This is a genomic window from Streptomyces sp. NPDC006643, from assembly GCF_042870175.1.
GTDB lineage: Bacteria > Actinomycetota > Actinomycetes > Streptomycetales > Streptomycetaceae > Streptomyces.
Map to the genome: position 1 here is coordinate 128,106 of NZ_JBIAHA010000012.1, position 23,445 is coordinate 151,550.

At 69.3% G+C, this 23,445-nt stretch carries 29 protein-coding genes; 22 read left to right on the forward strand and 7 right to left on the reverse strand.

Going from position 1 to position 23,445, the window contains the following annotated elements; translation table 11 throughout:
- Positions 1-2: 2 nt before the first annotated feature.
- The 17 genes from ACFYNU_RS18055 to truA all read left to right on the forward strand — a co-directional run bounded on the left by ACFYNU_RS18055 (position 3) and on the right by truA (position 10,673).
- The gene (locus ACFYNU_RS18055; protein ID WP_003948630.1) at positions 3-188 is read left to right on the forward strand and encodes a type Z 30S ribosomal protein S14; all 186 of its coding nucleotides are present in this window, start codon (positions 3-5) and stop codon (positions 186-188) included.
- 226 nt (positions 189-414) lie between these two features.
- A complete protein-coding gene (rpsH, locus tag ACFYNU_RS18060; protein ID WP_023539333.1) occupies positions 415-813 on the forward strand; it encodes a 30S ribosomal protein S8 in 399 nt (132 codons plus the stop codon).
- A 21-nt stretch (positions 814-834) separates the two neighbouring features.
- Positions 835-1,374: a 50S ribosomal protein L6 gene (gene rplF / locus ACFYNU_RS18065; RefSeq protein ID WP_356586777.1), complete on the forward strand. Its 540-nt coding sequence runs from the start codon at positions 835-837 to the stop codon at positions 1,372-1,374.
- 2 nt (positions 1,375-1,376) lie between these two features.
- Entirely contained in the window at positions 1,377-1,760 is a 384-nt protein-coding gene (gene rplR, locus ACFYNU_RS18070) for a 50S ribosomal protein L18 (protein ID WP_356586779.1), read from the forward strand.
- A 46-nt stretch (positions 1,761-1,806) separates the two neighbouring features.
- The gene (rpsE, locus tag ACFYNU_RS18075; RefSeq protein ID WP_023539330.1) at positions 1,807-2,409 is read left to right on the forward strand and encodes a 30S ribosomal protein S5; all 603 of its coding nucleotides are present in this window, start codon (positions 1,807-1,809) and stop codon (positions 2,407-2,409) included.
- Positions 2,409-2,591: a 50S ribosomal protein L30 gene (gene rpmD / locus ACFYNU_RS18080; RefSeq protein WP_041985698.1), complete on the forward strand. Its 183-nt coding sequence runs from the start codon at positions 2,409-2,411 to the stop codon at positions 2,589-2,591. Before rpsE ends, rpmD begins: the two co-directional genes overlap by 1 nt.
- Position 2,592: 1 nt before the next feature.
- On the forward strand, positions 2,593-3,048 hold the full coding sequence (gene rplO, locus ACFYNU_RS18085; RefSeq protein ID WP_023539328.1) for a 50S ribosomal protein L15: 456 nt from the start codon (positions 2,593-2,595) through the stop codon (positions 3,046-3,048).
- A 265-nt stretch (positions 3,049-3,313) separates the two neighbouring features.
- Positions 3,314-4,633 carry a preprotein translocase subunit SecY gene (secY, locus tag ACFYNU_RS18090; RefSeq protein WP_078075536.1) on the forward strand — a complete coding sequence of 440 codons (1,320 nt, stop codon included), beginning with the start codon at positions 3,314-3,316 and terminating at the stop codon, positions 4,631-4,633.
- Entirely contained in the window at positions 4,633-5,295 is a 663-nt protein-coding gene (locus tag ACFYNU_RS18095) for an adenylate kinase (protein ID WP_356586782.1), read from the forward strand. The genes secY and ACFYNU_RS18095 overlap by 1 nt, the downstream gene beginning before the upstream one ends.
- Before the next feature lie 164 nt (positions 5,296-5,459).
- Positions 5,460-6,296 (forward strand): type I methionyl aminopeptidase, encoded by an 837-nt coding sequence (gene map, locus ACFYNU_RS18100; RefSeq protein WP_356586998.1) that lies wholly within the window; start codon positions 5,460-5,462, stop codon positions 6,294-6,296.
- 181 nt (positions 6,297-6,477) lie between these two features.
- On the forward strand, positions 6,478-6,699 hold the full coding sequence (gene infA / locus ACFYNU_RS18105) for a translation initiation factor IF-1 (RefSeq protein WP_003956442.1): 222 nt from the start codon (positions 6,478-6,480) through the stop codon (positions 6,697-6,699).
- Positions 6,700-6,754: 55 nt separating this feature from the next.
- Positions 6,755-6,868, forward strand: a complete 114-nt coding sequence (gene rpmJ / locus ACFYNU_RS18110) for a 50S ribosomal protein L36 (RefSeq protein ID WP_003956441.1) — start codon at positions 6,755-6,757, stop codon at positions 6,866-6,868.
- 186 nt (positions 6,869-7,054) lie between these two features.
- Positions 7,055-7,435, forward strand: coding sequence for a 30S ribosomal protein S13 (gene rpsM, locus ACFYNU_RS18115; protein WP_023539324.1), 381 nt, complete (start codon positions 7,055-7,057; stop codon positions 7,433-7,435).
- A gap of 64 nt (positions 7,436-7,499) precedes the next feature.
- A complete protein-coding gene (rpsK, locus tag ACFYNU_RS18120; protein WP_003956432.1) occupies positions 7,500-7,904 on the forward strand; it encodes a 30S ribosomal protein S11 in 405 nt (134 codons plus the stop codon).
- Positions 7,905-8,045: 141 nt separating this feature from the next.
- A complete protein-coding gene (locus tag ACFYNU_RS18125; RefSeq protein ID WP_003956430.1) occupies positions 8,046-9,068 on the forward strand; it encodes a DNA-directed RNA polymerase subunit alpha in 1,023 nt (340 codons plus the stop codon).
- A gap of 82 nt (positions 9,069-9,150) precedes the next feature.
- A complete protein-coding gene (gene rplQ, locus ACFYNU_RS18130) occupies positions 9,151-9,678 on the forward strand; it encodes a 50S ribosomal protein L17 (protein WP_356586785.1) in 528 nt (175 codons plus the stop codon).
- An 80-nt stretch (positions 9,679-9,758) separates the two neighbouring features.
- Complete coding sequence (gene truA, locus ACFYNU_RS18135; RefSeq protein ID WP_356586787.1) at positions 9,759-10,673, forward strand: tRNA pseudouridine(38-40) synthase TruA; 915 nt, start codon at positions 9,759-9,761, stop codon at positions 10,671-10,673.
- Here truA and ACFYNU_RS18140 read toward each other — a convergent pair.
- Positions 10,641-11,525, reverse strand: coding sequence for a hypothetical protein (locus ACFYNU_RS18140; protein ID WP_356586789.1), 885 nt, complete (start codon positions 11,523-11,525; stop codon positions 10,641-10,643). The genes truA and ACFYNU_RS18140 overlap by 33 nt on opposite strands.
- 87 nt (positions 11,526-11,612) lie before the next feature.
- On the opposite strand from ACFYNU_RS18140, the gene ACFYNU_RS18145 reads away from it, so the two are divergent.
- The 4 genes from ACFYNU_RS18145 to glmM all read left to right on the forward strand — a co-directional run bounded on the left by ACFYNU_RS18145 (position 11,613) and on the right by glmM (position 16,424).
- On the forward strand, positions 11,613-13,244 hold the full coding sequence (locus ACFYNU_RS18145; RefSeq protein WP_356587000.1) for an ATP-binding cassette domain-containing protein: 1,632 nt from the start codon (positions 11,613-11,615) through the stop codon (positions 13,242-13,244).
- 596 nt (positions 13,245-13,840) lie between these two features.
- Positions 13,841-14,284 carry a 50S ribosomal protein L13 gene (gene rplM / locus ACFYNU_RS18150; RefSeq protein ID WP_147874332.1) on the forward strand — a complete coding sequence of 148 codons (444 nt, stop codon included), beginning with the start codon at positions 13,841-13,843 and terminating at the stop codon, positions 14,282-14,284.
- Between the two features lie 42 nt (positions 14,285-14,326).
- On the forward strand, positions 14,327-14,854 hold the full coding sequence (gene rpsI, locus ACFYNU_RS18155; RefSeq protein WP_189107637.1) for a 30S ribosomal protein S9: 528 nt from the start codon (positions 14,327-14,329) through the stop codon (positions 14,852-14,854).
- A gap of 211 nt (positions 14,855-15,065) precedes the next feature.
- The gene (gene glmM, locus ACFYNU_RS18160; RefSeq protein ID WP_356586792.1) at positions 15,066-16,424 is read left to right on the forward strand and encodes a phosphoglucosamine mutase; all 1,359 of its coding nucleotides are present in this window, start codon (positions 15,066-15,068) and stop codon (positions 16,422-16,424) included.
- Between the two features lie 42 nt (positions 16,425-16,466).
- On the opposite strand, the gene ACFYNU_RS18165 is transcribed toward glmM, so the two are convergent.
- Positions 16,467-17,399, reverse strand: coding sequence for a peptidase (locus tag ACFYNU_RS18165; RefSeq protein ID WP_356586794.1), 933 nt, complete (start codon positions 17,397-17,399; stop codon positions 16,467-16,469).
- 164 nt (positions 17,400-17,563) lie between these two features.
- Between ACFYNU_RS18165 and ACFYNU_RS18170 the strand changes: the two genes are divergently transcribed.
- Positions 17,564-17,998 carry a type II toxin-antitoxin system Phd/YefM family antitoxin gene (locus ACFYNU_RS18170; protein WP_356586796.1) on the forward strand — a complete coding sequence of 145 codons (435 nt, stop codon included), beginning with the start codon at positions 17,564-17,566 and terminating at the stop codon, positions 17,996-17,998.
- Positions 17,999-18,085: 87 nt separating this feature from the next.
- Here the strand turns inward: ACFYNU_RS18170 and ACFYNU_RS18175 are convergent, their stop codons facing one another.
- The 5 genes from ACFYNU_RS18175 to coaA all read right to left on the reverse strand — a co-directional run bounded on the left by ACFYNU_RS18175 (position 18,086) and on the right by coaA (position 23,419).
- On the reverse strand, positions 18,086-19,201 hold the full coding sequence (locus tag ACFYNU_RS18175; RefSeq protein WP_356586798.1) for a DUF418 domain-containing protein: 1,116 nt from the start codon (positions 19,199-19,201) through the stop codon (positions 18,086-18,088).
- Positions 19,202-19,337: 136 nt separating this feature from the next.
- The gene (locus tag ACFYNU_RS18180) at positions 19,338-20,036 is read right to left on the reverse strand and encodes a response regulator transcription factor (protein WP_356586800.1); all 699 of its coding nucleotides are present in this window, start codon (positions 20,034-20,036) and stop codon (positions 19,338-19,340) included.
- 24 nt (positions 20,037-20,060) lie between these two features.
- Positions 20,061-21,275 (reverse strand): histidine kinase, encoded by a 1,215-nt coding sequence (locus ACFYNU_RS18185; protein WP_356586802.1) that lies wholly within the window; start codon positions 21,273-21,275, stop codon positions 20,061-20,063.
- A gap of 158 nt (positions 21,276-21,433) precedes the next feature.
- Positions 21,434-22,378, reverse strand: coding sequence for a DUF389 domain-containing protein (locus tag ACFYNU_RS18190; protein ID WP_356586804.1), 945 nt, complete (start codon positions 22,376-22,378; stop codon positions 21,434-21,436).
- Between the two features lie 24 nt (positions 22,379-22,402).
- Positions 22,403-23,419: a type I pantothenate kinase gene (gene coaA, locus ACFYNU_RS18195; RefSeq protein ID WP_388766660.1), complete on the reverse strand. Its 1,017-nt coding sequence runs from the start codon at positions 23,417-23,419 to the stop codon at positions 22,403-22,405.
- Positions 23,420-23,445 lie beyond the last annotated feature (26 nt).

Consider the following 23,445-nt stretch of genomic DNA (forward strand, 5'->3'; position numbering starts at 1 on the left):
CCGTGGCGAAGAAGGCTCTGATCGCTAAGGCCGCCCGCAAGCCGAAGTTCGGCGTGCGCGGTTACACGCGCTGCCAGCGCTGTGGGCGTCCCCACTCCGTCTACCGCAAGTTCGGCCTGTGCCGTGTCTGCCTTCGTGAGATGGCACACCGCGGCGAGCTGCCGGGCGTCACCAAGAGCTCCTGGTAATTCTTCCGCTTCAGCGTTGAGTTGAAGTACGGAATCAACCAGAGCTCTCGGTAAGCAACTGGTCGGCGGAAGCCCTGCTCCACATGCCGTAGGCTTGGGGGGTTGGGCGTCCGCCGCCCGAAACTTACTACGCCGTAGGTCCCCGCACCGCACCCGTCCCGCCATCGAGCGGGGAGAGGGATGGCGCATACAGGAAACCCCGGCGAGAGAGGCCGAAGGCCAATTCATGACCATGACTGATCCCATCGCAGACATGCTCACGCGTCTGCGTAACGCGAACTCGGCGTATCACGACACCGTCGAGATGCCGCACAGCAAGATCAAGTCGCACATCGCGGAGATCCTCCAGCAGGAGGGCTTCATCACCGGCTGGAAGGTCGAGGACGCCGAGGTCGGCAAGTCCCTCACCCTCGAGCTGAAGTTCGGCCCGAACCGCGAGCGTTCGATCGCCGGCATCAAGCGCATCTCGAAGCCGGGTCTGCGCGTGTATGCCAAGTCCACCAACCTGCCCAAGGTGCTCGGCGGCCTGGGCGTGGCGATCATCTCCACGTCCCACGGTCTTCTGACCGGCCAGCAGGCAGGCAAGAAGGGCGTAGGTGGGGAAGTCCTCGCCTACGTCTGGTAGTCGGGAACGGAGGAAAAGCTCATGTCGCGAATCGGCAAGCTCCCCATCCAGGTTCCCACCGGTGTGGACGTCACCATCGACGGCCGTACGGTCGCGGTGAAGGGCCCCAAGGGCACCCTCTCGCACACCGTCGCAGCGCCGATCGAGGTCTCCAAGGACGATGACGGCACCCTCAAGGTGCTGCGTCCGAACGACGAGCGTCAGAACAAGGCCCTGCACGGCCTGTCCCGCACGCTGGTGGCGAACATGATCACCGGTGTGACCCAGGGATACAGCAAGGCGCTCGAAATCAGCGGTGTCGGTTACCGGGTCCAGGCGAAGGGCTCCAACCTGGAGTTCGCGCTCGGATACAGCCACCCGATCGTCGTCGAGGCCCCGGAGGGCATCACCTTCAAGGTCGAGTCCCCGACGAAGCTCAGTGTCGAGGGCATCGACAAGCAGAAGGTCGGCGAGGTCGCGGCGAACATCCGCAAGCTGCGGAAGCCCGACCCGTACAAGGCCAAGGGCGTCAAGTACGCCGGCGAGGTCATCCGCCGCAAGGTCGGAAAGGCGGGTAAGTAGCCATGGCATTCGGTGTAAAGATCGCCAAGGGCAAGGCCTACAAGGCCGCTGCCATCAAGCGGCGTCACATCCGCGTACGCAAGAAGGTCTCGGGCACGCAGGTCCGCCCCCGCCTCGTTGTGACGCGTTCCAACCGCCACATGGTGGCCCAGGTCATCGACGACATCGCGGGCCACACGCTCGCTTCGGCGTCGACCCTGGACACGTCGATCCGCAGCGGCGAGGGTGACAAGAGCGCCCAGGCACAGCAGGTGGGTGCCCTGGTCGCCGAGCGCGCCAAGGCCGCCGGTATCGAGGCTGTCGTGTTCGACCGTGGTGGCAACCAGTACGCCGGGCGGATTGCCGCTCTGGCTGACGCCGCCCGTGAAGCCGGGCTGAAGTTCTAAGCCCCGGTTCCGGAGCTAGCGGACGTAACAGAGAGAGGTAATTCCAATGGCTGGACCCCAGCGCCGCGGAAGCGGTGCCGGTGGCGGCGAGCGGCGGGACCGGAAGGGCCGTGACGGTGGCGCTGCCGCCGAGAAGACCGCGTACGTAGAGCGTGTCGTCGCGATCAACCGTGTTGCCAAGGTCGTGAAGGGTGGTCGTCGCTTCAGCTTCACCGCGCTGGTCGTGGTGGGCGACGGTGACGGCACCGTGGGTGTCGGTTACGGCAAGGCCAAGGAGGTGCCGGCCGCCATCGCCAAGGGTGTTGAGGAGGCCAAGAAGCACTTCTTCAAGGTCCCCCGTATCCAGGGCACCATCCCGCACCCGATCCAGGGTGAGAAGGCGGCGGGCGTCGTCCTGCTCAAGCCCGCGTCCCCCGGTACCGGCGTCATCGCCGGTGGCCCGGTGCGTGCCGTGCTCGAGTGCGCCGGCGTTCACGACATCCTGTCGAAGTCGCTCGGTTCGTCGAACCCGATCAACATCGTGCACGCGACCGTGGCGGCCCTCCAGGGTCTCCAGCGTCCCGAGGAGATCGCGGCCCGCCGCGGTCTGCCCCTCGAGGACGTAGCCCCCGCGGCTCTGCTTCGTGCGCGTGCGGGAGCGGGTGCGTGATGGCCCGTCTCAAGATCACGCAGACGAAGTCGTACATCGGCAGCAAGCAGAACCACCGCGACACCCTTCGTTCGCTGGGCCTCAAGCGGCTCAACGACGTGGTTGTCAAGGAGGATCGTCCCGAGTTCCGCGGCATGGCCAACACCGTGCGGCACCTCGTGACGGTTGAGGAGGTCGACTGACATGGCGGAGCAGAAGCCGCTGAAGGTCCACAACCTCCGTCCTGCCCCCGGAGCCAAGACCGCCAAGACCCGTGTGGGCCGTGGCGAGGCGTCCAAGGGCAAGACCGCGGGTCGTGGCACCAAGGGCACCAAGGCCCGTTACCAGGTTCCGGAGCGCTTCGAGGGCGGGCAGATGCCCCTCCACATGCGTCTCCCGAAGCTCAAGGGCTTCAAGAACCCGTTCCGTACCGAGTACCAGGTCGTGAACCTGGACAAGCTGGCCGAGCTCTACCCGCAGGGTGGCGAGGTCACGGTGGCCGATCTGGTCGACAAGGGTGCGGTCCGTAAGAACAGCCTCGTCAAGGTCCTGGGCCAGGGCGAGATCTCCGTGGCACTGACGGTTTCGGTTGACGCCGCTTCCGGCTCCGCCAAGGAGAAGATTGCCGCCGCCGGCGGCTCCGTCACCGAGCTTGTCTGAGACGTCTCGGACAAGTTGATGGACTGAACATCCAACCGGGGGTGCCTCTCAAAAGGGGCATCCCCGGTTGGTCGTTCCAGGGGAGCAGGTACGCCGGTAAGGTGGCGTGCACTGTTGCTGTATTGAACCCGGGGGTCCGCCCCCGGACCCTGAGCCACGCGGACTCTCCGCAGGGGTGGTCGCGTGGCTTTTTGCCTGATATGTATCCGTCGATCCTCAAGACCGTCACCCTTGACGCGCGAGCGCGGGGGTCGCAGGAGGCACCGTGCTCACCGCGTTCGCCCGGGCGTTCAAGACGCCCGACCTGCGCAAGAAGCTGCTCTTCACGTTGTTCATCATCGTGCTGTACCGGTTCGGGGCGCACATTCCCGTCCCCGGTGTCAGCTACGAGAATGTCCAGACGTGCGTCGACGCAGCGCAGAAGGGCAATAACAGCCTGTTCGGGCTGGTGAACATGTTCAGCGGCGGAGCGCTGCTACAGATCACGATCTTCGCGCTCGGCATCATGCCGTACATCACGGCAAGCATCATCCTTCAGCTGCTGACTGTGGTCATCCCCCGACTCGAAGCCCTCAAGAAGGAAGGGCAGTCCGGTCAGGCCAAGATCACTCAGTACACCCGATACCTGACAGTCGCCCTCGCGGTGCTCCAGGGCACCGGTCTGGTGGCAACGGCCCGCAGCGGCGCGCTCTTCAGCGGCTGCCCGGTCGCCTCGGAGATCGTTCCCGACCAGTCGATCTTCATCACCGTCACGATGGTCATCACGATGACCGCCGGTACGGCCGCCGTCATGTGGCTCGGTGAGATGATCACCGACAAGGGCATCGGCAACGGCATGTCCATCCTGATGTTCATCTCGATCGCCGCCGGTTTCCCCGGCGCGCTGTGGGCCATCAAGGAGAGCGGCAAGCTCGCCCAGGGCTGGATCGAGTTCGGCACGGTCATTCTGATCGGCTTCGTGATGGTGGGCCTGGTCGTCTTCGTCGAGCAGGCGCAGCGCCGGATCCCCGTGCAGTACGCGAAGCGCATGATCGGGCGGAGGTCCTACGGCGGTACGTCCACGTACATCCCGCTGAAGGTCAACCAGGCGGGTGTGATCCCCGTCATCTTCGCGTCGTCGCTGCTCTACATCCCGGCGCTGATCGCGCAGTTCTCCAGTTCGCAGTCCGGCTGGAAGACATGGATCGAAGCCCACTTCATCAAGGGTGACCATCCGTACTACATCGCGACCTACTTCGTGCTGGTCGTGTTCTTCGCCTTCTTCTACGTGGCCATCACGTTCAACCCCGAAGAAGTCGCGGACAACATGAAGAAGTATGGTGGCTTCATCCCGGGCATCCGGGCAGGTCGACCTACTGCCGAGTATCTGAGTTACGTACTCAACCGGATCACTTGGCCGGGCTCGCTGTACCTCGGGTTGATCGCTCTCGTCCCAACGATGGCGTTGGCAGGCTTCGGTGGCGCGAACCAGAACTTCCCGTTCGGCGGGACAAGCATCCTGATCATCGTGGGTGTGGGTCTGGAGACCGTGAAGCAGATCGAGAGCCAGCTCCAGCAGCGTAATTACGAAGGGTTCCTCCGCTGATGCGAATCGTCCTCGTCGGACCGCCCGGTGCCGGCAAGGGAACGCAGGCTGCGTACCTCGCCGAGAACCTCTCCATCCCGCACATCTCCACCGGTGACCTCTTCCGCGCCAACATCAGCCAGGGCACCGACCTCGGCATGCAGGCGAAGGGCTACATGGACGCCGGGAACCTGGTTCCCGACGAGGTCACCATCGCGATGGCGCTGGATCGGATGGGTCAGCCGGACGCCGCGAACGGCTTCCTTCTGGACGGCTTTCCCCGCAACGTCTCGCAGGCCGAAGCGCTCGACAAGGCGCTCACGGCCGAGGGGTTGCACCTGGACGCCGTGCTGGATCTGGAGGTCGACGAGGACGAGGTGGTCAAGCGGATCGCCGGTCGGCGTATCTGCCGCAACGACAGCTCGCACGTCTTCCACGTCACGTACAGCCCGCCCGCCAAGCAGGGTGTGTGTGACGTGTGCGGCGGCGAGCTGTACCAGCGGGACGACGACTCCGAGGAGACGGTCCGCACCCGGCTGGAGGTCTACCACACGCAGACCGAGCCGATCATCGACCACTACCGCGAGCAGGGCCTCGTCGTCACCATCTCCGCGCTGGGCAAGGTCGCCGATGTGACCAAGCGCGCGATGGCGGCTCTTGAGGAGGGTGGCCGGGCCGCGTAGGTCCGTCCGCCGAGCACCACCAGGTACGGCACAGTGATACGGCCGGGGCGCCCCGCAGTGGGCACCGCGGCCGTACTGCTGTCCGGGGGCTACCGTAGGTGTCCCGGCGCGGACACCGACAGAGACAACATCCCTTCTTCGACCGAGTGAGGCAGGCCGCCGTCATGGTGGAGATCAAGACTCCCGAGCAGATCGCGAAGATGCGCGAGGCCGGACTGGTCGTCGCGGCGATCCACGCGGCCACCGGTGAGGCCGCGGTGCCGGGCGCCACCACGAAGGACCTGGACGAGGTCGCGCGCAAGGTCCTCGCCGAGCACGGCGCGAAGCCCAACTTCCTTGGCTACGGCGGTTTCCCCGCGACAATCTGCACCTCGGTCAACGAGGTGGTGGTGCACGGGATCCCGGACACCAAGACCGTGCTGAAGGACGGCGACATCATCTCGGTCGACGCCGGCGCGATCGTGGACGGCTGGCACGGCGACGCGGCCTTCACGGCGTTCGTGGGCGACGGTCACGCACCGGAGCTGATCGAGCTGTCGCGCGTGACGGAGGAGTCGATGTGGGCGGGGATCGCCGCGATGCGGCTCGGTGCCCGGCTGGTCGACATCTCGCGGGCGATCGAGACCTATATCCGCCGCCAGCCGAAGCCCGGCGGCGGCAAGTACGGCATCGTCGAGGACTACGGCGGCCACGGCATCGGCACGCAGATGCACATGGACCCGCATCTGCTGAACTATGTCTCGCGCAAGCGGGGCAAGGGCCCGAAGCTGGTCCCCGGCTTCTGTCTGGCGATCGAGCCGATGGTGTCGCTCGGTACGCCGCGCACCGAGGTCCTGGCCGACGAGTGGACGGTCATCACGACCGACGGCACCTGGTCCTCGCACTGGGAGCACTCGGTCGCGCTGACGGAGGACGGCCCGCTGGTGCTGACGGCGGTCGACGGGGGCAGGGCGAAGCTGGCGGAGCTGGATGTGACGGCGGCGCCGGATCCTCTTGCGTGAGGTCTGAGCCGTACGGGTGCGTCGGGGGATCAGGGGGTTGACGATCTCCCGGGGTGGGCAAACTCAACGATTCGTGTTTTCGGGAGCCCTGCCGTAGACTGACTCGTCGGCTCTGGTGTACCCGTGTGTCCACATACGGGGGTCCAGAATCGACCAAGGTAGCCGATTCGAAGGGCGAAGCGTGGCCAAGAAGCAAGGTGCCATCGAAATTGAGGGCACCGTGATCGAGTCCCTCCCGAACGCCATGTTCAAGGTGGAGCTCCAGAACGGTCACAAGGTCCTCGCGCACATCAGCGGCAAGATGCGGATGCACTACATCCGGATCCTGCCCGATGACCGGGTAGTGGTGGAGCTGTCTCCCTACGACCTGACGCGTGGCCGGATCGTCTACCGATACAAGTAGATCTTGCCTCACCCCGTTTCCGGGGTGCCGGCACTGACCCGGAGAACCTCACACCATGAAGGTCAAGCCGAGCGTCAAGAAGATCTGCGACAAGTGCAAGGTGATCCGCCGTCACGGCCGGGTCATGGTCATCTGCGACAACCTGCGCCACAAGCAGCGCCAGGGCTGACGTACGACCCCCTGCATCTCGCAGTACTTCGCGCGACGCGAGCGACAACGTATATACGCAGTGTCCGACGTCATCCGCACCAGCTGATGGCGCCGACACCTCCGGCGGAGGCCGGGGACCCGGAGAGAGCACAACCGTCCGGGAGAGTCACTGCGGAAGACCTCCGAAATCACACAGGAGCCATGCATGGCACGCCTCGCAGGCGTTGACCTCCCGCGCGAAAAGCGCGTCGAGGTCGCCCTCACCTATGTCTTCGGCATCGGGCGCACCCGGTCCAAGGAGGCCCTCGCCGCCACCGGCGTCGACCCCAACGTCCGTGTCCGCGACCTTGCCGAGGAAGACCTCGTCAAGCTCCGCGAGTACGTGGACGTGAATCTCAAGACCGAGGGTGACCTTCGTCGAGAGATCCAGGCCGACATCCGCCGCAAGGTGGAGATCGGCTGCTACCAGGGTCTGCGCCACCGTCGCGGCCTGCCGGTCCACGGCCAGCGCACGAGCACGAACGCTCGTACCCGCAAGGGTCCGCGTCGCGCCATCGCCGGCAAGAAGAAGCCGGGCAAGAAGTAGTCCTCAGCGGACGCTCATCAGCGGTCTTCGCTGTAGGACCGACCACCTCCCGTAGGAGTAATAGATGCCCCCCAAGGGTCGTCAGGGCGCTGCCAAGAAGGTGCGCCGCAAGGAAAAGAAGAACGTCGCTCATGGGCACGCCCACATCAAGAGCACGTTCAACAACACCATCGTCTCGATCACGGACCCCTCGGGCAACGTGATCTCCTGGGCCTCCGCCGGCCACGTCGGCTTCAAGGGCTCGCGCAAGTCCACCCCCTTCGCCGCGCAGATGGCCGCCGAGTCGGCCGCCCGCCGCGCGCAGGAGCACGGCATGCGCAAGGTCGACGTCTTCGTCAAGGGTCCCGGCTCCGGCCGTGAGACCGCGATCCGTTCGCTCCAGGCCACCGGCCTGGAGGTGGGCTCGATCCAGGACGTCACCCCCACCCCGCACAACGGCTGCCGCCCCCCGAAGCGCCGCCGCGTCTGACTCTTCGCACCTCCTGAGGGTGCGATCGCCGGCCGGGCCGGCACAGGAGCACCGCGGGCGGTACGGGGCCTTCGCCCCGTACCGCCCGTATCCTTGTTCTGTTGGCATCAAATAGCGGGTGCCAAGACTGGAGGCATTTCCATGCTTATCGCTCAGCGTCCGTCGCTGACCGAAGAGGTCGTCGACGAATACCGCTCGCGGTTCGTGATCGAGCCCCTGGAGCCGGGTTTCGGCTACACGCTCGGTAACTCTCTGCGTCGTACGCTCCTCTCCTCGATCCCCGGAGCCGCTGTCACCAGCATCCGGATCGACGGGGTCCTGCACGAGTTCACCACCGTGCCGGGCGTCAAGGAGGACGTCACCGACCTCATCCTCAACATCAAGCAGCTCGTCGTCTCCTCGGAGCACGACGAGCCGGTCGTGATGTACCTGCGCAAGCAGGGCCCCGGCCTGGTCACCGCCGCCGACATCGCGCCCCCGGCCGGTGTCGAGGTGCACAACCCGGACCTGGTCCTCGCGACGCTGAACGGCAAGGGCAAGCTGGAGATGGAGCTGACCGTCGAGCGCGGTCGCGGCTATGTCTCCGCCGTCCAGAACAAGCAGGTCGGCCAGGAGATCGGCCGGATCCCGGTCGACTCCATCTACTCGCCGGTGCTCAAGGTCACGTACAAGGTCGAGGCGACCCGTGTCGAGCAGCGCACCGACTTCGACAAGCTGATCGTCGACGTCGAGACCAAGCAGGCCATGCGCCCCCGCGACGCCATGGCGTCCGCCGGCAAGACGCTGGTCGAGCTGTTCGGTCTGGCGCGCGAGCTCAACATCGACGCCGAGGGCATCGACATGGGCCCGTCGCCGACGGACGCGGCGCTCGCCGCCGATCTCGCCCTGCCGATCGAGGAGCTCGAGCTCACCGTTCGGTCGTACAACTGCCTCAAGCGCGAGGGCATCCACTCCGTGGGTGAGCTGGTGGCGCGGTCCGAGGCGGACCTGCTCGACATCCGCAACTTCGGCGCCAAGTCGATCGACGAGGTCAAGGCGAAGCTGGCCGGCATGGGCCTGGCCCTCAAGGACAGCCCGCCCGGATTCGACCCGACCGCCGCCGCCGACGCCTTCGGCGCGGACGACGACGCGGACGCCGGTTTCGTGGAGACCGAGCAGTACTGAAAAGCCTTTCCGCGGACGGCCGTTCGCGGGGAACTGACACCGGTACCTGATACGGCCGGTGCAGATATGAAGGAGTAACACCATGCCGAAGCCCGCCAAGGGTGCCCGTCTGGGCGGCAGCGCCGCGCACGAGCGGCTGCTTCTCGCGAACCTCGCGAAGGCGCTGTTCGAGCACGGCAAGATCACGACGACCGAGGCCAAGGCCCGCCGCCTGCGTCCGGTCGCCGAGCGTCTGGTCACCAAGGCGAAGAAGGGCGACATCCACAACCGTCGCCTCGTTCTCCAGACGATCACGGACAAGAGCATCGTGCACACGCTGTTCACCGAGATCGCTCCGCGTTACGAGAACCGCCCCGGTGGCTACACCCGTATCACCAAGATCGGCCCCCGTCGTGGCGACAACGCCCCGATGGCGGTCATCGAGCTGGTCGAGGCGCTGACCGTGGCGCAGAAGGCCACCGGTGAGGCCGAGGCCGCGACGAAGCGCGCCGTCAAGGAGGACGCCCTCAAGAAGGACGCGCCCGCCAAGGACGACGCCCCCGTCGAGGACGCCAAGCCGGTCGAGGCCGAGTCCAAGGACGACTCGAAGGACGAGTCCAAGGACGCCTGACCGTCGGTAGGTCGCAGGGCGGGCCCGCATCTCCCCGTAGGGGCGGTGCGGGCCCGTTCCCGTTTCAGGAGGAGCTGCGGGTGAGTGGGGACAGTGGGGACATCGAGGTCGAGGGTGCGGCGCCCGGATTCGTACGGGTGCGGCTCGATCTGAGTTACGACGGGAAGGACTTCTCCGGCTGGGCACGGCAGGCCACCCGGCGGACCGTCCAGGGGGACATCGAGGACGCGCTGAAGATCGTGACGCGGTCCGCGCGGACGTACGACCTGACCGTCGCGGGGCGCACCGACGCGGGCGTGCACGCCCGCGGACAGGTCGCGCACGTCGATCTGCCCGCCGAGCTGTGGGCCGAGCACCGGGAGAGGCTGCTGCGGCGCCTCGCGGGGCGCCTGGCGCACGATGTGCGGGTGTGGCGGGCCGCGGAGGCCCCGGCGGGCTTCAACGCCCGTTTCTCGGCGATCTGGCGGCGCTACGCCTACCGCGTCAGCGACGACCCCGGCGGTGTCGACCCGCTGCTGCGCGGCCATGTCCTGTGGCACGACTGGGCGTTGGACGTGGACGCGATGAACGCCGCGTCGGCCGGACTGCTCGGCGAGCACGACTTCGCCGCGTACTGCAAGAAGCGCGAGGGCGCGACGACGATCCGTACGCTCCAGCGGCTGGAGTGGGAGCGGGACGCGCACGGCGTCGTCACCGCGACCGTGCGGGCCGACGCCTTCTGCCACAACATGGTGCGCTCGCTGGTGGGCGCGCTGCTCTTCGTGGGCGACGGGCACCGGCCCGTTGAGTGGCCGGCGAAGGTGCTGGCCGCCGGGGTGCGGGACTCGGCCGTGCATGTCGTACGGCCGCACGGCCTGACCCTGGAGGAGGTCGGCTACCCGGCCGACGACCAGCTCGCCGCGCGGGGCCGGCTGGCCCGCAACAAGCGGACCCTGCCGGCCGCCGGGAGTCCCGCGGTCACGTCACTCGTCGACGGGTGCGGTGGCTGCGGCTGACGCCTGCGCCTCGCCGCGGCGGCGGATCTGGAGGAACGTGAACTCCGCCACGTCGTCGCCGGTGTCGAAGACGTCCTGGTCGCTCTTGACGACGTTCTTGCCGTTGGTGAAGCCGCCCACGGTGAAGTACACATACCGGCCGACCGAGTTGGTGGTCTTGCGGCAGATCGTGCCGCCCCGGCAGAACGTCGGGACACCCTGGCCGGAGAGCGAGGCCAGACCGCCGCTCGCCTCCTTCTTCGCCTTCAGCGCCTGCGTCTCGGTGGAGAAGACGGCGACGCCGACGGTCACCGCCGTACCGCCCCGGGTGTACGTGGCGCGGATGACCTGGTCACAGGTGTTGGCGGCGAGGATCGAGCCGAGGGCGCCCTGGGTGGCGCCGGCGCAGTTCGTGGTGCGGTTCGTCGGGCCCTTCGCGTAGACGCGGTCGCCCATCGTCAGCTTCGAGCCGGGGAAGAGGGTGTCGGCGCTGAGCGGCAGCGTGTCCTTGTCCTCGGTGGAGATGAAGTCCTTCGGGTTCGGCGGCGGCAGCGGCACGGCGTCGGAGAAGGACGGCTCGGGATCGGCGCTCTCGCTCGGCAGGTCGGGCGGCGCGGGCAGGTCGCTGGAGTTCTTGTCGCTCGCCCGGCCGCCGCCGTCGCCGTTCATCGTGACGACGGCCGTCGCCACGATCGCCGCGACGGCCGCGGTCGCCAGCGCGCCGCCGCCGATCAGCATCCACCGCCGGCGACGGGCCCGCTGCGCGGAGGCGTCGGCGAGCGCGGCCCAGTCCGGTGTCTGCCCCTGCGGGTCCCGCGATCCGTACGGGTCCTGTGGCGGTGGCCCGTAAGGCCCCCCTTGACCAAAGCTCATGGCGGGAGTTTAGACCGGGGCGAGAGGGTTCCGGTTCGTGGGACGGGAACGGAAATCGGTTGGGAGAGCGGGGTCCTGGCCGTGACAATGCGAAGCATGGGACATCTGGAAGCCGCGCACCTGGAGTACTACCTACCGGACGGACGGGTGCTCCTCAACGATGCCTCGTTCCGGGTCGGCGAGGGCGCCGTCGTGGCGCTCGTGGGCGCCAACGGGGCGGGCAAGACGACACTGCTGCGGCTGATGGCGGGGGACCTCCAGCCGCACGGCGGGACCGTCACCGTCAGCGGCGGTCTCGGCGTGATGGCGCAGTTCGTCGGCTCCGTACGGGACGAGCGCACCGTGCGCGACCTGCTGGTCTCCGTCGCCCAGCCCCGGATCAGAGAGGCGGCGCTCGCCGTCGACACCGCCGAGAACGCGATCATGGAGCGGGACGACGAGGCCGCGCAGATGAGCTACGCGCAGGCGCTCAGCGACTGGGCCGAGGCGCGCGGGTACGAGGCGGAGACCCTGTGGGACGTGTGCACGGTCGCGGCGCTCGGCGTCCCGTACGAGAAGGCGCAGTGGCGCGCGCTGAAGACGCTGAGCGGCGGCGAGCAGAAACGTCTCGTGCTGGAGGCGCTGCTGCGCGGGCCGGACGAGGTCCTGCTGCTCGACGAGCCGGACAACTATCTGGACGTCCCCGGCAAGCGCTGGCTGGAGGAACGGCTGCGGGAGACCCGTAAGACCGTGCTGTTCGTCTCCCACGACCGGGAGCTGCTGGCGCGCACCGCGCAGCGGATCGTCAGCGTGGAGCCGAGCCCGGCCGGGTCGGACGTCTGGGTGCACGGTGGCGGCTTCGGTACGTACCACGAGGCCCGGCGCGAGCGGTTCCTGCGCTTCGAGGAGCTGCTGCGGCGCTGGGAGGAGCAGCACGTCAAGCTGAAGGAACTGGTCCGGACCCTGGGGCAGAAGGCCAAGTTCAACGACGGCATGGCCTCGCGCTACCGGGCCGCCCAGACGCGGCTGCGGAAGTTCGAGGACGCCGGGCCGCCGCAGGAGCCGCCGCGCGAGCAGGACATCCGGATGCGGCTGAAGGGCGGCCGGACCGGGGTGCGGGCGGTGACCTGCGCCGATCTGGAGCTGACCGGGCTGATGAAACCGTTCTCGCTGGAGATCTTCTACGGCGAGCGGGTCGCGGTCCTCGGGTCGAACGGCTCGGGCAAGTCGCACTTCCTGCGGCTTCTCGCGGGCGACACGTCCGTCGCGCACACGGGGGCGTGGAAGCTGGGGGCGCGCGTCGTGGCCGGCCACTTCGCGCAGACGCACGCGCATCCGGAGCTGCTGGGGCGGCCCTTGGTCGACATCCTGTGGACCGAGCACGCGAAGGACCGGGGCGGCGCGATGAGCGTGCTGCGGCGCTACGAGCTGGAGCGGCAGGGGGACCAGCCCTTCGACAAGCTGTCGGGCGGGCAGCAGGCGCGCTTCCAGATCCTGCTGCTGGAGCTGCGGGGGACGACGGCGCTGCTGCTGGACGAGCCGACGGACAACTTGGACCTGGAGTCGGCGGAGGCGCTTCAGGACGGGCTGGAGGCGTACGAGGGGACGGTGCTGGCGGTCACGCACGACCGGTGGTTCGCGAAGACCTTCGACCGGTATCTGGTGTTCGGGTCGGACGGGGTGGTGCGGGAGTCGGCGGAGCCGGTGTGGGACGAGCGGCGGGTGGCGCGGGCGCGGTAGTGGCTCGCGCGGGCGGGGGTGGTGCGGGCGGTTGTGCGGGTGCGGGCGGTGGCGCCTGCGGCGGGCCTGTTCCCCTACCCGCCCCTTCCCGAAACCGGGGCTCCGCCCCGGACCCCGCTCCTCAAGCGCCGGAGGGGCTGGGTTTCGGGGCTCCGCCCCGGACCCCGTACGGCCTTCGGCCGTGCCCTCAAACGCCGGGCGGGCTGAGATTCGGGGCGCCGCCCCGGGTCCCGCTCCTCAAGCGCCGGAGGGGCTGGGTTTCGGGGCTCCGCCCCGGGCCCCGTACGGCCTTCGGCCGTGCCCTCAAGCGCCGGGCGGGCTGGGATTCGGGGCGCCGCCCCGGGGCTCGCTTCGCACGCGCCGGGCGGGCTGGGGGCGGGACTCGTTTTGACCCGTACGGCGCACCCTGGGTATCCTTCTGGTTCGTTATGCGTATTGGCTTGTTCATTCTCACGTGAGAGGCCCTTACGCCGGTCCACCGGGCCGATGATCCAGCGGCAGGCACGGGTTGCGTCCCCGTATGTCTGCCAGGGCTGTCGTGATCGTCCGGGTGGCCTTGTCAGGACTCACTCACTGAAGAAGCGAAGGCTACGACCGTGCGTACGTACAGCCCCAAGCCCGGCGATGTCACGCGCCAGTGGCACATCATCGACGCGCAGGACATCGTCCTGGGCCGTCTGGCGACTACGGCAGCGAACCTCCTCCGGGGCAAGCACAAGCCGATCTACGCCCCTCACATGGACATGGGCGACTTCGTCGTCATCATCAATGCCGACAAGGTGCACCTGTCCGGCAACAAGAAGACCCAGAAGATGGCGTACCGCCACTCCGGCTACCCGGGTGGTCTGCGTTCCGTCCGCTACGACGAGCTGCTCGCGAAGAGCCCCGAGAAGGCCGTGGAAAAGGCCATCAAGGGCATGATCCCCAAGAACACCCTGGGCCGTCAGATGCTCTCGAAGCTGAAGGTCTACGCGGGGGACCAGCACCCGCACGCCGCTCAGCAGCCGGTCCCGTTCGAGATCACCCAGGTCGCGCAGTAATTCCGGCCACCGCCTAAGACGAAAAGAAATCTGAGGAACATCGTGGCCGAGACCACTGCAGAGACCCCCGTGGACGCCCCCGAGGGCGAGGAGACCTTCGCCGAGGTGACGACCTTCGAGTCGGAGACCCCGGTCGAGGGCGAGTACACCTCCGAGTCGCTGGCTTCCCGCTTCGGCGACCCCCAGCCGGCCGCCGGCCTGGGCCGTCGTAAGAACGCCATCGCCCGCGTCCGCATCGTGCCGGGCTCCGGCAAGTGGAAGATCAACGGGCGTTCGCTCGAGGACTACTTCCCGAACAAGGTTCACCAGCAGGCTGTCAACGAGCCCTTCAAGGTGCTTGAGCTGGACAACCGCTACGACGTCATCGCCCGTATCTCGGGTGGCGGCGTCTCCGGCCAGGCCGGCGCGCTGCGCCTCGGTGTGGCCCGCTCGCTGAACGAGGCGGACGTGGACAACAACCGCGCCCCGCTGAAGAAGGCCGGCTTCCTGAGCCGTGACGACCGCGCGGTCGAGCGCAAGAAGGCCGGTCTCAAGAAGGCCCGCAAGGCGCCGCAGTACAGCAAGCGCTAAACGCTCGCTCGGCCTTACCGCGCCAGGGCCCTTACGGCTTCACGGCGTATGTATGGCATATGTTCGCCCCGGCGGCACTCTGTGCTGCCGGGGCGTTCGTTTTCCGAGCTTTCCTGATCCCCTGGACGATCCACCGGGCAATCCCCGTGTTCTCCTTGGATCTTGGCGAAGCTCTTCGGGGCATTTTCTGAGCATTTTCGGAGGGACAGCTGTGGGACGACTCTTCGGCACGGACGGCGTGCGCGGCATCGCCAACGCGGATCTGACGGCGGAGCTGACGCTCGGTCTCTCGGTCGCGGCGGCACATGTACTCGCCGAGGCGGGCACGTTCGAGGGCCATCGGGCGACGGCGGTGGTCGGGCGTGATCCGCGTGCTTCCGGTGAGTTCCTGGAGGCCGCCGTGGTGGCGGGTCTCGCGAGCGCGGGCGTGGACGTCCTGCGCGTCGGTGTGCTGCCCACCCCCGCGGTGGCGTATCTCACCGGTGCGCTGGGCGCCGACCTCGGCGTGATGCTCTCCGCGAGCCACAACGCCATGCCGGACAACGGCGTCAAATTCTTCGCGCGCGGCGGCCACAAGCTCGCCGACGAGCTGGAGGACCGGATCGAGGCCGTGTACGACGAGCACCGGACGGGTGCCCCGTGGGAGCGGCCGACCGGCGCCGGTGTGGGCCGGGTCCGAAACTACGACGAGGGCTTCGACCAGTACGTGGCGCACCTCATCGGTGTGCTGCCGAACCGGCTCGACGGGCTGAAGGTCGTCCTGGACGAGGCGCACGGCGCCGCCGCCCGCGTATCGCCGGAGGCGTTCACGCGCGCCGGCGCGGAGATCGTCACGATCGGCGCGGAGCCGGACGGCCTGAACATCAACGACGGCTGCGGCTCGACCCATCTGGATCTGCTGAAGGCCGCCGTCGTGGAGCACGGCGCCGACCTCGGCATCGCGCACGACGGCGACGCCGACCGCTGCCTGGCCGTGGACGCGGCGGGCGAGGAGGTCGACGGCGACCAGATCCTCGCCGTGCTGGCCCTCGCGATGCGCGAGGCGGGCACGCTGCGCGGCGACGCGGTCGTGGGGACGGTCATGTCCAACCTCGGCTTCAAGATCGCCATGGAGCGTGAGGGCATCACCCTGGTGGAGACGGCGGTCGGCGACCGTTACGTACTGGAGTCGATGAAGGAGCACGGCTACGCGCTCGGCGGCGAGCAGTCCGGGCATGTCATCGTCCTCGACCACGCGACGACCGGCGACGGCACGCTGACCGGTCTGATGCTGGCGGCGCGGGTGGCGGCCACCGGCCGTTCGCTGGCCGACCTCGCGGGTGTGATGCGGCGGCTGCCGCAGGTCCTGACGAATGTGCCGGACGTCGACAAGTCGCGCGTCACGACGTCGGCCGAGCTGGCGACGGCGGTGGCGGAGGCCGAGCACCAGCTCGGGTCGACGGGGCGGGTGCTACTGCGGCCCTCGGGTACGGAGCCGCTGGTACGCGTGATGGTGGAGGCGGCCGACATCGAGCAGGCGCGCGCGGTGGCGGGGCGGCTCGCGGATGTCGTGAAGTCAGCGCTGGGCTAGGAGCGTTGGGGGGCCGGGTGCCGGCCCCCCCCCGTAGCCGTGTCAGACCTGCTGGGCGCGGTCGTAGACCTTCTTGGCCGTCGTGCCCAGGATCTCCCCGTACATCTTGGTCGGTGTCAGCGAGTCGAGCGAGGCGTTGACCGAGACCAGGGTGCCCTTGCCGGTGGTGGTGCTGAAGCCGGCCAGCCACGGGCCGCCGCTGGCACCGCCGGTCAGGTCGCAGGGGATGACCTGCGTGCCGTGCTCCTTCTTCGTCTTCCCGACGCAGCGCAGAAGTTCCTCGCCGCGCTGGGGGCGGGTGGCGGAGTAGCCGAGCGCGGAGACGGTGCCGCCGACGGCGCGGTTGAAGGCGATGGCCTGGCCGCCGACGACGTCGGTGAGCTTGCGGCCCTTCTTGTCGGCGTCGACCGTGAGCGCGGACACGTCGTTGACCGAGTCGTTCTGCCAGGTGCGGGGGGTGGCGGCGGTGCGGACCGCGAACACGCCGTAGGGCATCTTGCCCTGGTGGTAGCCGGGGACGAACACCATCGCGGTGTTGGTGTTGCCGGGGGAGGAGCCGCGGCGTACGCAGTGGGCGGCGGTCATGGCGGCGGAGCGGTTGGCGCTCTTGACGGCGGTGGCCGTGCACCAGGTGTCGGCGCCGCTCGCGTTGACGAAGAAGAGCCGGCCCACGGTCTTGAGCGCGATGCCCTTGTACGGCTTGGCCTTGGGGCCGGTCGGCCCGAGGTCCACGGACTTGCCGACTGCCTTGATCCGGGCGGGAGTCCAGTACGCGAGGGCTTCCTTGCGTTCCTTGGCGGTGTACGCCAGGACGGAGACCGGGTTGGCGGCGGCCGTCGTCGTCGTGGTCGCTGCGGCCGTCGCCGTCGCCGTCGCCGGGAGGGGGGCGGCGAGGGTGAGTGCGACAGCGGCCACGACGAGTCCCGTGCCCCGGCCGAGAAGACGCCGGGTCGGGGACGCTGATGTCTTGGGCATGGTGGATGTTCTCCTCGGCTGGTACGGGCAGCGACCGGTGCTGTCCGGCCGATCTTCAAGAGAGGGCGAGCCGCCCGTTCGGTTGCGCTGTCGCGGACCTGTGACACGGGTGCGCGTGCTCCTGGCCCTCCGGCCCCCCGACCTCCTGGCTAACGTGGGGACGTATGAGAACCGTGCAACTGACCGACGTCGTCGCGGACTTCGGGCGGCTCGTCGCCCTGATCGCCCTGGTCGAGGAGACCGGCGAACGCGTGGGCATCACCACGGAGGACGAGCGGCTCCGCGTACTCCTCCCGGCGGCCGAGCTGGCGGAGCTGGAGTACTGGGCCCGGCGCGGCGACGGCGCCCCGCTCCCCCTCCCGGACGCGGCGCCGGAGCGCCCGCCGGGACCGGAGCGGCAGGGCCCGTACACCCGGTACGTGCACGTGGACGGAGTGCGTACGACCTTCACGCGGGGCCGGGCGGTCGTCGCCGAGCTGTGGTTCGCGGACGATCTCCACTGGCTGGAGGGGCGGGCGGAGCAAGGGCGGCAGGGGTACATGGAGCCGAAGCAGTCGGCGGCGTTCGCCGACTTCCTCGCCCGGCAGCCTCCGGGCTGATCACGGCAATCACGGCAGGCTCGGCAGTCAGCAGTCAGCAGTCAGCAGTCAGCAGTCAGCAGTCGCAGCAGTCGCAGCTGTCGGCAGTCACGGCTGCGAGCGGCGCAGCGGCACCACGTTCCACCACGTCAGGCAGCGCAGGACCCATTCCAGCGGCCCGTACCGGAAGCGGGCCAGCCACCAGCGGCCGAAGAGGGCCTGCGCGGTGAGAATGGCCGCCGCCAGGGCCATGGCGGTGACCCAGCGGGAGGAGTACCGCAGCTCCAGCGGACCGGCCGCGGCGAGTACGACGAGCGTCGCGGAGACGTAGTTGGTCAGCGCCATCCTGCCGAGCGGTTCGAGGACCGCCGACAGCGGCCGGCCCAGCCGGGTCCGCAGGACGAGCAGCAGCCCGGTGGCGTACGCGGCGGCGCCCAGCAGACCGGCCGCCGCGGCGATCCGCGTCGCGTGCGGTCCGACGGACGGGTAGCCGTGCTCCCACCAGCTGACGGCGACCGTGCCGACTGCGGCCAGTACGAGTACGGCGGCGAGTTGCCCGGTACGGCGGTCCAGCGTGCGGGCGACACCGAGGCGGGCGACGGCGAGCCCGAGCAGGAGCAGCCCCGGGTTGGTCGACACCCCGCCCCCGGCGAGGGTGACCGAGGCGACGAGCCCGAGCAGCCCCGCGGGAAGCACCACCCAGGTGGGCAGCCATGAGGCGGGCAACAGGATCAGCAGCCCGAAGACCGCGTACGGAAGCAGCGCCTCCCCGGGCTGAAGCTGCTGGTGCGCGAGGCCGAGCACACCCAGGACCAGCAGTCGGCGCACGAGCAGCAGCCGGGGGCGGGGCGACCGGCGGGCCGCGCTGTCCAGGAAGAGCGCGAAGCTCAGTCCGAAGAGGAACGCGAAGATGGGGAAGAACCGCTGATGGACGAAGAGGTCCAGGAGCGCGGGGACCGGATTGAGCTGGGAGGCGTCGTCGCGTTTGGGCATCTGCATCAGCTGATACGGGATGTTGACCAGGAGGATGCCGCAGAGCGCGAAGCCGCGCAGCGAGTCCAGCGCGGTGATCCGGCGTGCCGCCCGCGCGGCGGGTTCCTGGTCGGTGGCCGCGAGGTCGCCGGCTTGGTCGGGGGCCCGGTCGCTGGCCGGGTCGGTGGCCCGGTCGCTGGCCGGGTCGGTGGCCGGGTCGGCGGACCCGGCGGTGGAGGGCGTGGTGTTCATGGCATTCACGGTGCGGCAGCGGCACCGTACGGCACTTCGGCCGGATGGCCGTTCCCCATCGGCCGGAAGGCCGATACGGGCTCCTCCCCGAGGCTGCCCGCGGAGACCGGGCTCGTGCCGTTCCGGGAGGCCGGGACTACCCCGAGACCGTGCCCGTCGACCACGCCCACGCGGCGATCTCCACCCGGTTGCGCACGGCCAGCTTGGACTGGATGTTCGTCAGATGCGTCTTGACGGTCCCGAGCGACAGGAACAGGTCGCCGCAGATCTCCTGGTTGGTGCGCCCCACCGCGACCAGCCGCGCGACGTCCAGTTCACGTGCCGTCAGCGCCGCTCCCGGGTCACGGCCGCCGGAGGGGGACGGACCGCGCCGGACCTCCAGGCGGCGCAGCAGCCGTACGGTGACCGCCGGGGAGATCAGCGCGTCCCCGCGTCGCGCGGCCCGTACCGCCTCGACGAGCAGCGCGGGGCTGGCGTCCTTCAGCAGAAACCCGCAGGCGCCGTGGAGCAGCGCCCGGCTGACGTAGTCGTCCTGGTCGAACGTGGTGATCACGACGACGCGCATCCGGTCGGCCGAGTCGGGTCCGGCCAGGATGCGTGTGACTTCCAGGCCGTCGAGCGCGGGCATCCTGATGTCGACGAGGCACACGTCCGGCCGCAGCCGTCTGGCCATCTCCACGCAGGTGGCACCGTCGGCCGCCTCGCCCACCACCTCGATGCCCGGCTGGGCCTCCAGGATCAGCCGGAATCCCGTACGGACCAGATGCTGGTCGTCGGCGATGAGCACCCGGGTCACCGAGGACTCGGTGCTGTCTGCTGCCGTCGTGTCACTCACCCGGCCGATCCTGCCATGTGCGCCTCAGGCGGCTGATCCGGCCGTCTCCAGCACGGGGAAGACGCCGACGACCCGCCAGCCGCCGTCCGGTGTCCTGCCCGCCTCCAGCAGCCCTTCGACCGCCGCCACCCGCTCCTGGAGCCCCACCATCCCGAAGCCCCCGCGGCCTCCGACCGGTGACGGTGCGGGCGGCCCGGCCGAGGGCCCGTTGGTGATCTCCACCCGTAGCCGTCCGTCCTCGGTGTCCACCCGTACGGCCACCACCGTCCCGGGGGCGTGCCGCCGCGCGTTGGTCAGTGACTCCTGCACCACGCGGTGCACGGAGAGCTCCACCTCGGGCGCGAGTCGCGACGAGCGGGCGGGGGCGGTCACCGAGAGCGTGGCGTCCGAGCCGTCCTCGCCGCCGCCGAAGCCGGAGACGAGTCCGGCCAGTTCGGCGAGCAGTTCGCCGGGGCGCTGCGGTGTGCCGTCGACCTCCCGCAGCACCCGCACCAGGCGGCGCATGGAATCCAGTGTCTCCATACCGGACTTCTGGATGCTCTCCAGGATCGGTTCGATGTGTTCCGGCGCCGTCGCCCGGACGGCCAGCCCGGCGTTAGCCTGCACGACGATGCCGGTCACATGGTGGGCGACGAAGTCGTGGAGGTCCCTGGCCAGTTCCATCCGTTCCGCCTGCCGGACGCTGTCCATCGCGCGGGCCTGATTCCGGTCCTGCACACGGAGGTAGCAGCCGATGGCGACCATCGCGGCGACGGCGAAGGCGAGCGAGTAGGAGCCGGCCAGGGCTCCCGGGCCGTTGAGCCGTAGCGGGCCGAGGAGCACCGCGATCCCCAACGCCACGGTGGCGTACGGCCGTTCGGCCTGCCGGCAGGTGCGGGCGATCAGGATCAGCAGACACAGCGACTCCAGCATCCCCCAGACGCCGCCGGGCTTGAGATCCCTGAGCGCCATCACCGCCGTGACCGCCAGCGAACCGCACGCCGCGGCCCAGGCGCGCCGCTCCAGGGACAGCCACCGGTAGGGCAGTTGCAGCAGTACGGCGGCCACCGGGCCGGACAGCAGAGGCAGCAGCCAGCCGCGGTCGGGGGTGCGCAGCCCCCCGCTGGACACCACGTCCCCGAGCCACACCGCGGCGAGCACCGCGTACAGCGCGACGGACCGGGCCCTGTGGGCGGGCGCGGGGCGAGACGGGGCGGCGGTCTTCGGCGGGTCCGCGGTCGGCGGGGAAAACGCGTTCACCACGCGGAGACTAGCCAACGCGGGCCGTCCGGCGGGTCGGCCGAATGGCCGACCCGGTTACCGGGCACGGGAACCCGGATACCGGGCGGGGGGCAGGCGGCCGGGCGAGGTAACCGGAGCACCCCGCCCGGGAGTTCGGTTCGGTCTCCGGCGGGGGATCAGGCCGCCCGTGTCCCTCGCGTCCCCCGGGTCCGCTTCCACAGGAACCTCTGGAGCAGCAGCGTCAGCGTCCCCGCGAGGACGATGCCGGCCAGGTTGACGAGCAGTTGGACGCTGGAGCCCCACACCTGGTGGAGGTCCCCGTAGCCGAGAGCGACCGCGGCGTTGGCGGCGGCGGGGACGGTGGTGACCGAGATGGCCACGCCGACCAGCAGGCCGGACTTGGCCGACGTCAGGGAGAGCATGCCGGCCACACCGGCCAGGATCGCGACCACGAACGAGAACAGGTCCGGGGCGTAGACGAAGGCCGTGTTCGGGCGGTCGGCCTCCAGCATGGACTCGCTGAACAGGCCGAACGCGGTCATCAGCAGGCTGAAGCCGGTCGTCAGCACCATCGCCGCCGCGAATCCGACGATGAGCGCGACGGCCGAGCGCAGGGCGAGCCGCGCGGAGCGCCGTACCACCGCCGTACAGATCCCGGCGAGCGGGCCGAACTCCGGCCCCACGGCCATCGCGCCGACGATCAGGATCGCGTTGTCCAGCACCACACCGCACGCGGCGATCATCGTCGCGAGGGTGAGGAAGGCGAGATACGTGACGGAGAGGGTGGACTCCTCGTGCGTCGCCTCCGCCAACTGGTCCCACAGCACGGCGTCGGCGCCCTCGCCCGGCGCGTCCTCCTCCGCCTGTTCCGCGCGCCGGGACAGCGACAGCTCGATGTCCTCGACGGCGATCGAACCGCTCTTGTCGATGCCGAGGGCGCACAGCGCGGCGATGAGCCCGTCGCCGGCCTCGCGCGCGACGTCGCACAGGACGAGATCGCCCGCCGGGTCGCGGGCGGCGCCGGGGACGACGACCAGGTGGGTGGTGCCGACGGTGCCTTCCACCGTACGTACGACCTCGTCGGTCAGTTCGGCGGGGACGATCAGACGTAGATGCAGCACGGTTGGTGGCTCTCAGACGCTCGCTCAGAGCTTGCGGAGTGACAGACGCTGGACCTTGTGGTCGGCGCCCTTGCGGACGACCAGGGTGGCACGGCTGCGGGTGGGCGCGACGTTCTCCAGCAGATTGAGACGGTTGACGGTACGCCAGGTGGTGCGCGCGTAGTCGAGAGCCTCCTCCTCGGAGACCTGGGTGTACTTGCGGAAGTACGAGGACGGGTTCTGGAAGGCCGTCTCGCGCAGCTCGCGGAAGCGGTTCAGATACCAGCTCTCGATGTCCTCGGCGCGGGCGTCGACGTACACGCTGAAGTCGAAGAAGTCGGCGAGCCCGACCCGGGTACGGCCGTCCTGGCCGGGGAGGGCGGGCTGGAGGACGTTGAGCCCCTCGACGATGAGGATGTCCGGGCGGCGTACGGTCAGCAGCTCGCCCGGCACGATGTCGTACTTCAGATGCGAGTAGACGGGCGCGGTCACCTCGTCCTTGCCGGCCTTGATGTCGGCGACGAAGCGGGTCAGCGCCCGGCGGTCGTACGACTCCGGGAAGCCCTTCCTCGCCATCAGCCCGCGCGCCTGGAGTTCCTTCATCGGCAGCAGGAACCCGTCGGTGGTCACGCGCTCCACGCGCGGGTGCTCGGGCCAGCGGGCGAGCAGCGCCTGGAGGAGCCGCGCGACGGTCGACTTGCCGACGGCCACACTGCCCGCGACCCCTATGACGAAGGGGGTGCCGCGCTGGGCGCCGTGGCCGTTGCCCGCGTCCCCGAGGAAGGTGTTGAGCGCGCCCCGGAGCCGGCCGGTGGCCTGCACGTACAGGTTGAGCAGCCGGGAGATCGGCAGATAGACGTCCCGCACCTCGTCCAGGTCGATGACATCCCCGAGCCCGCGCAGCCGCTCGACCTCCTCGGCGGTGAGCGGCAGCGGCGTCTTGTCGCGCAGCGCGCTCCACTCGGCGCGGCTGAGATCGACGAAGGGCGTCGGCCCGTGCTCGGCCCGACGGCCCGGGCCGCCTCGTGACGTCGACGGCGATGACGAAGGCGGTTTGATCACGTCGCCATTGTCCGGGGTGGGGGGTG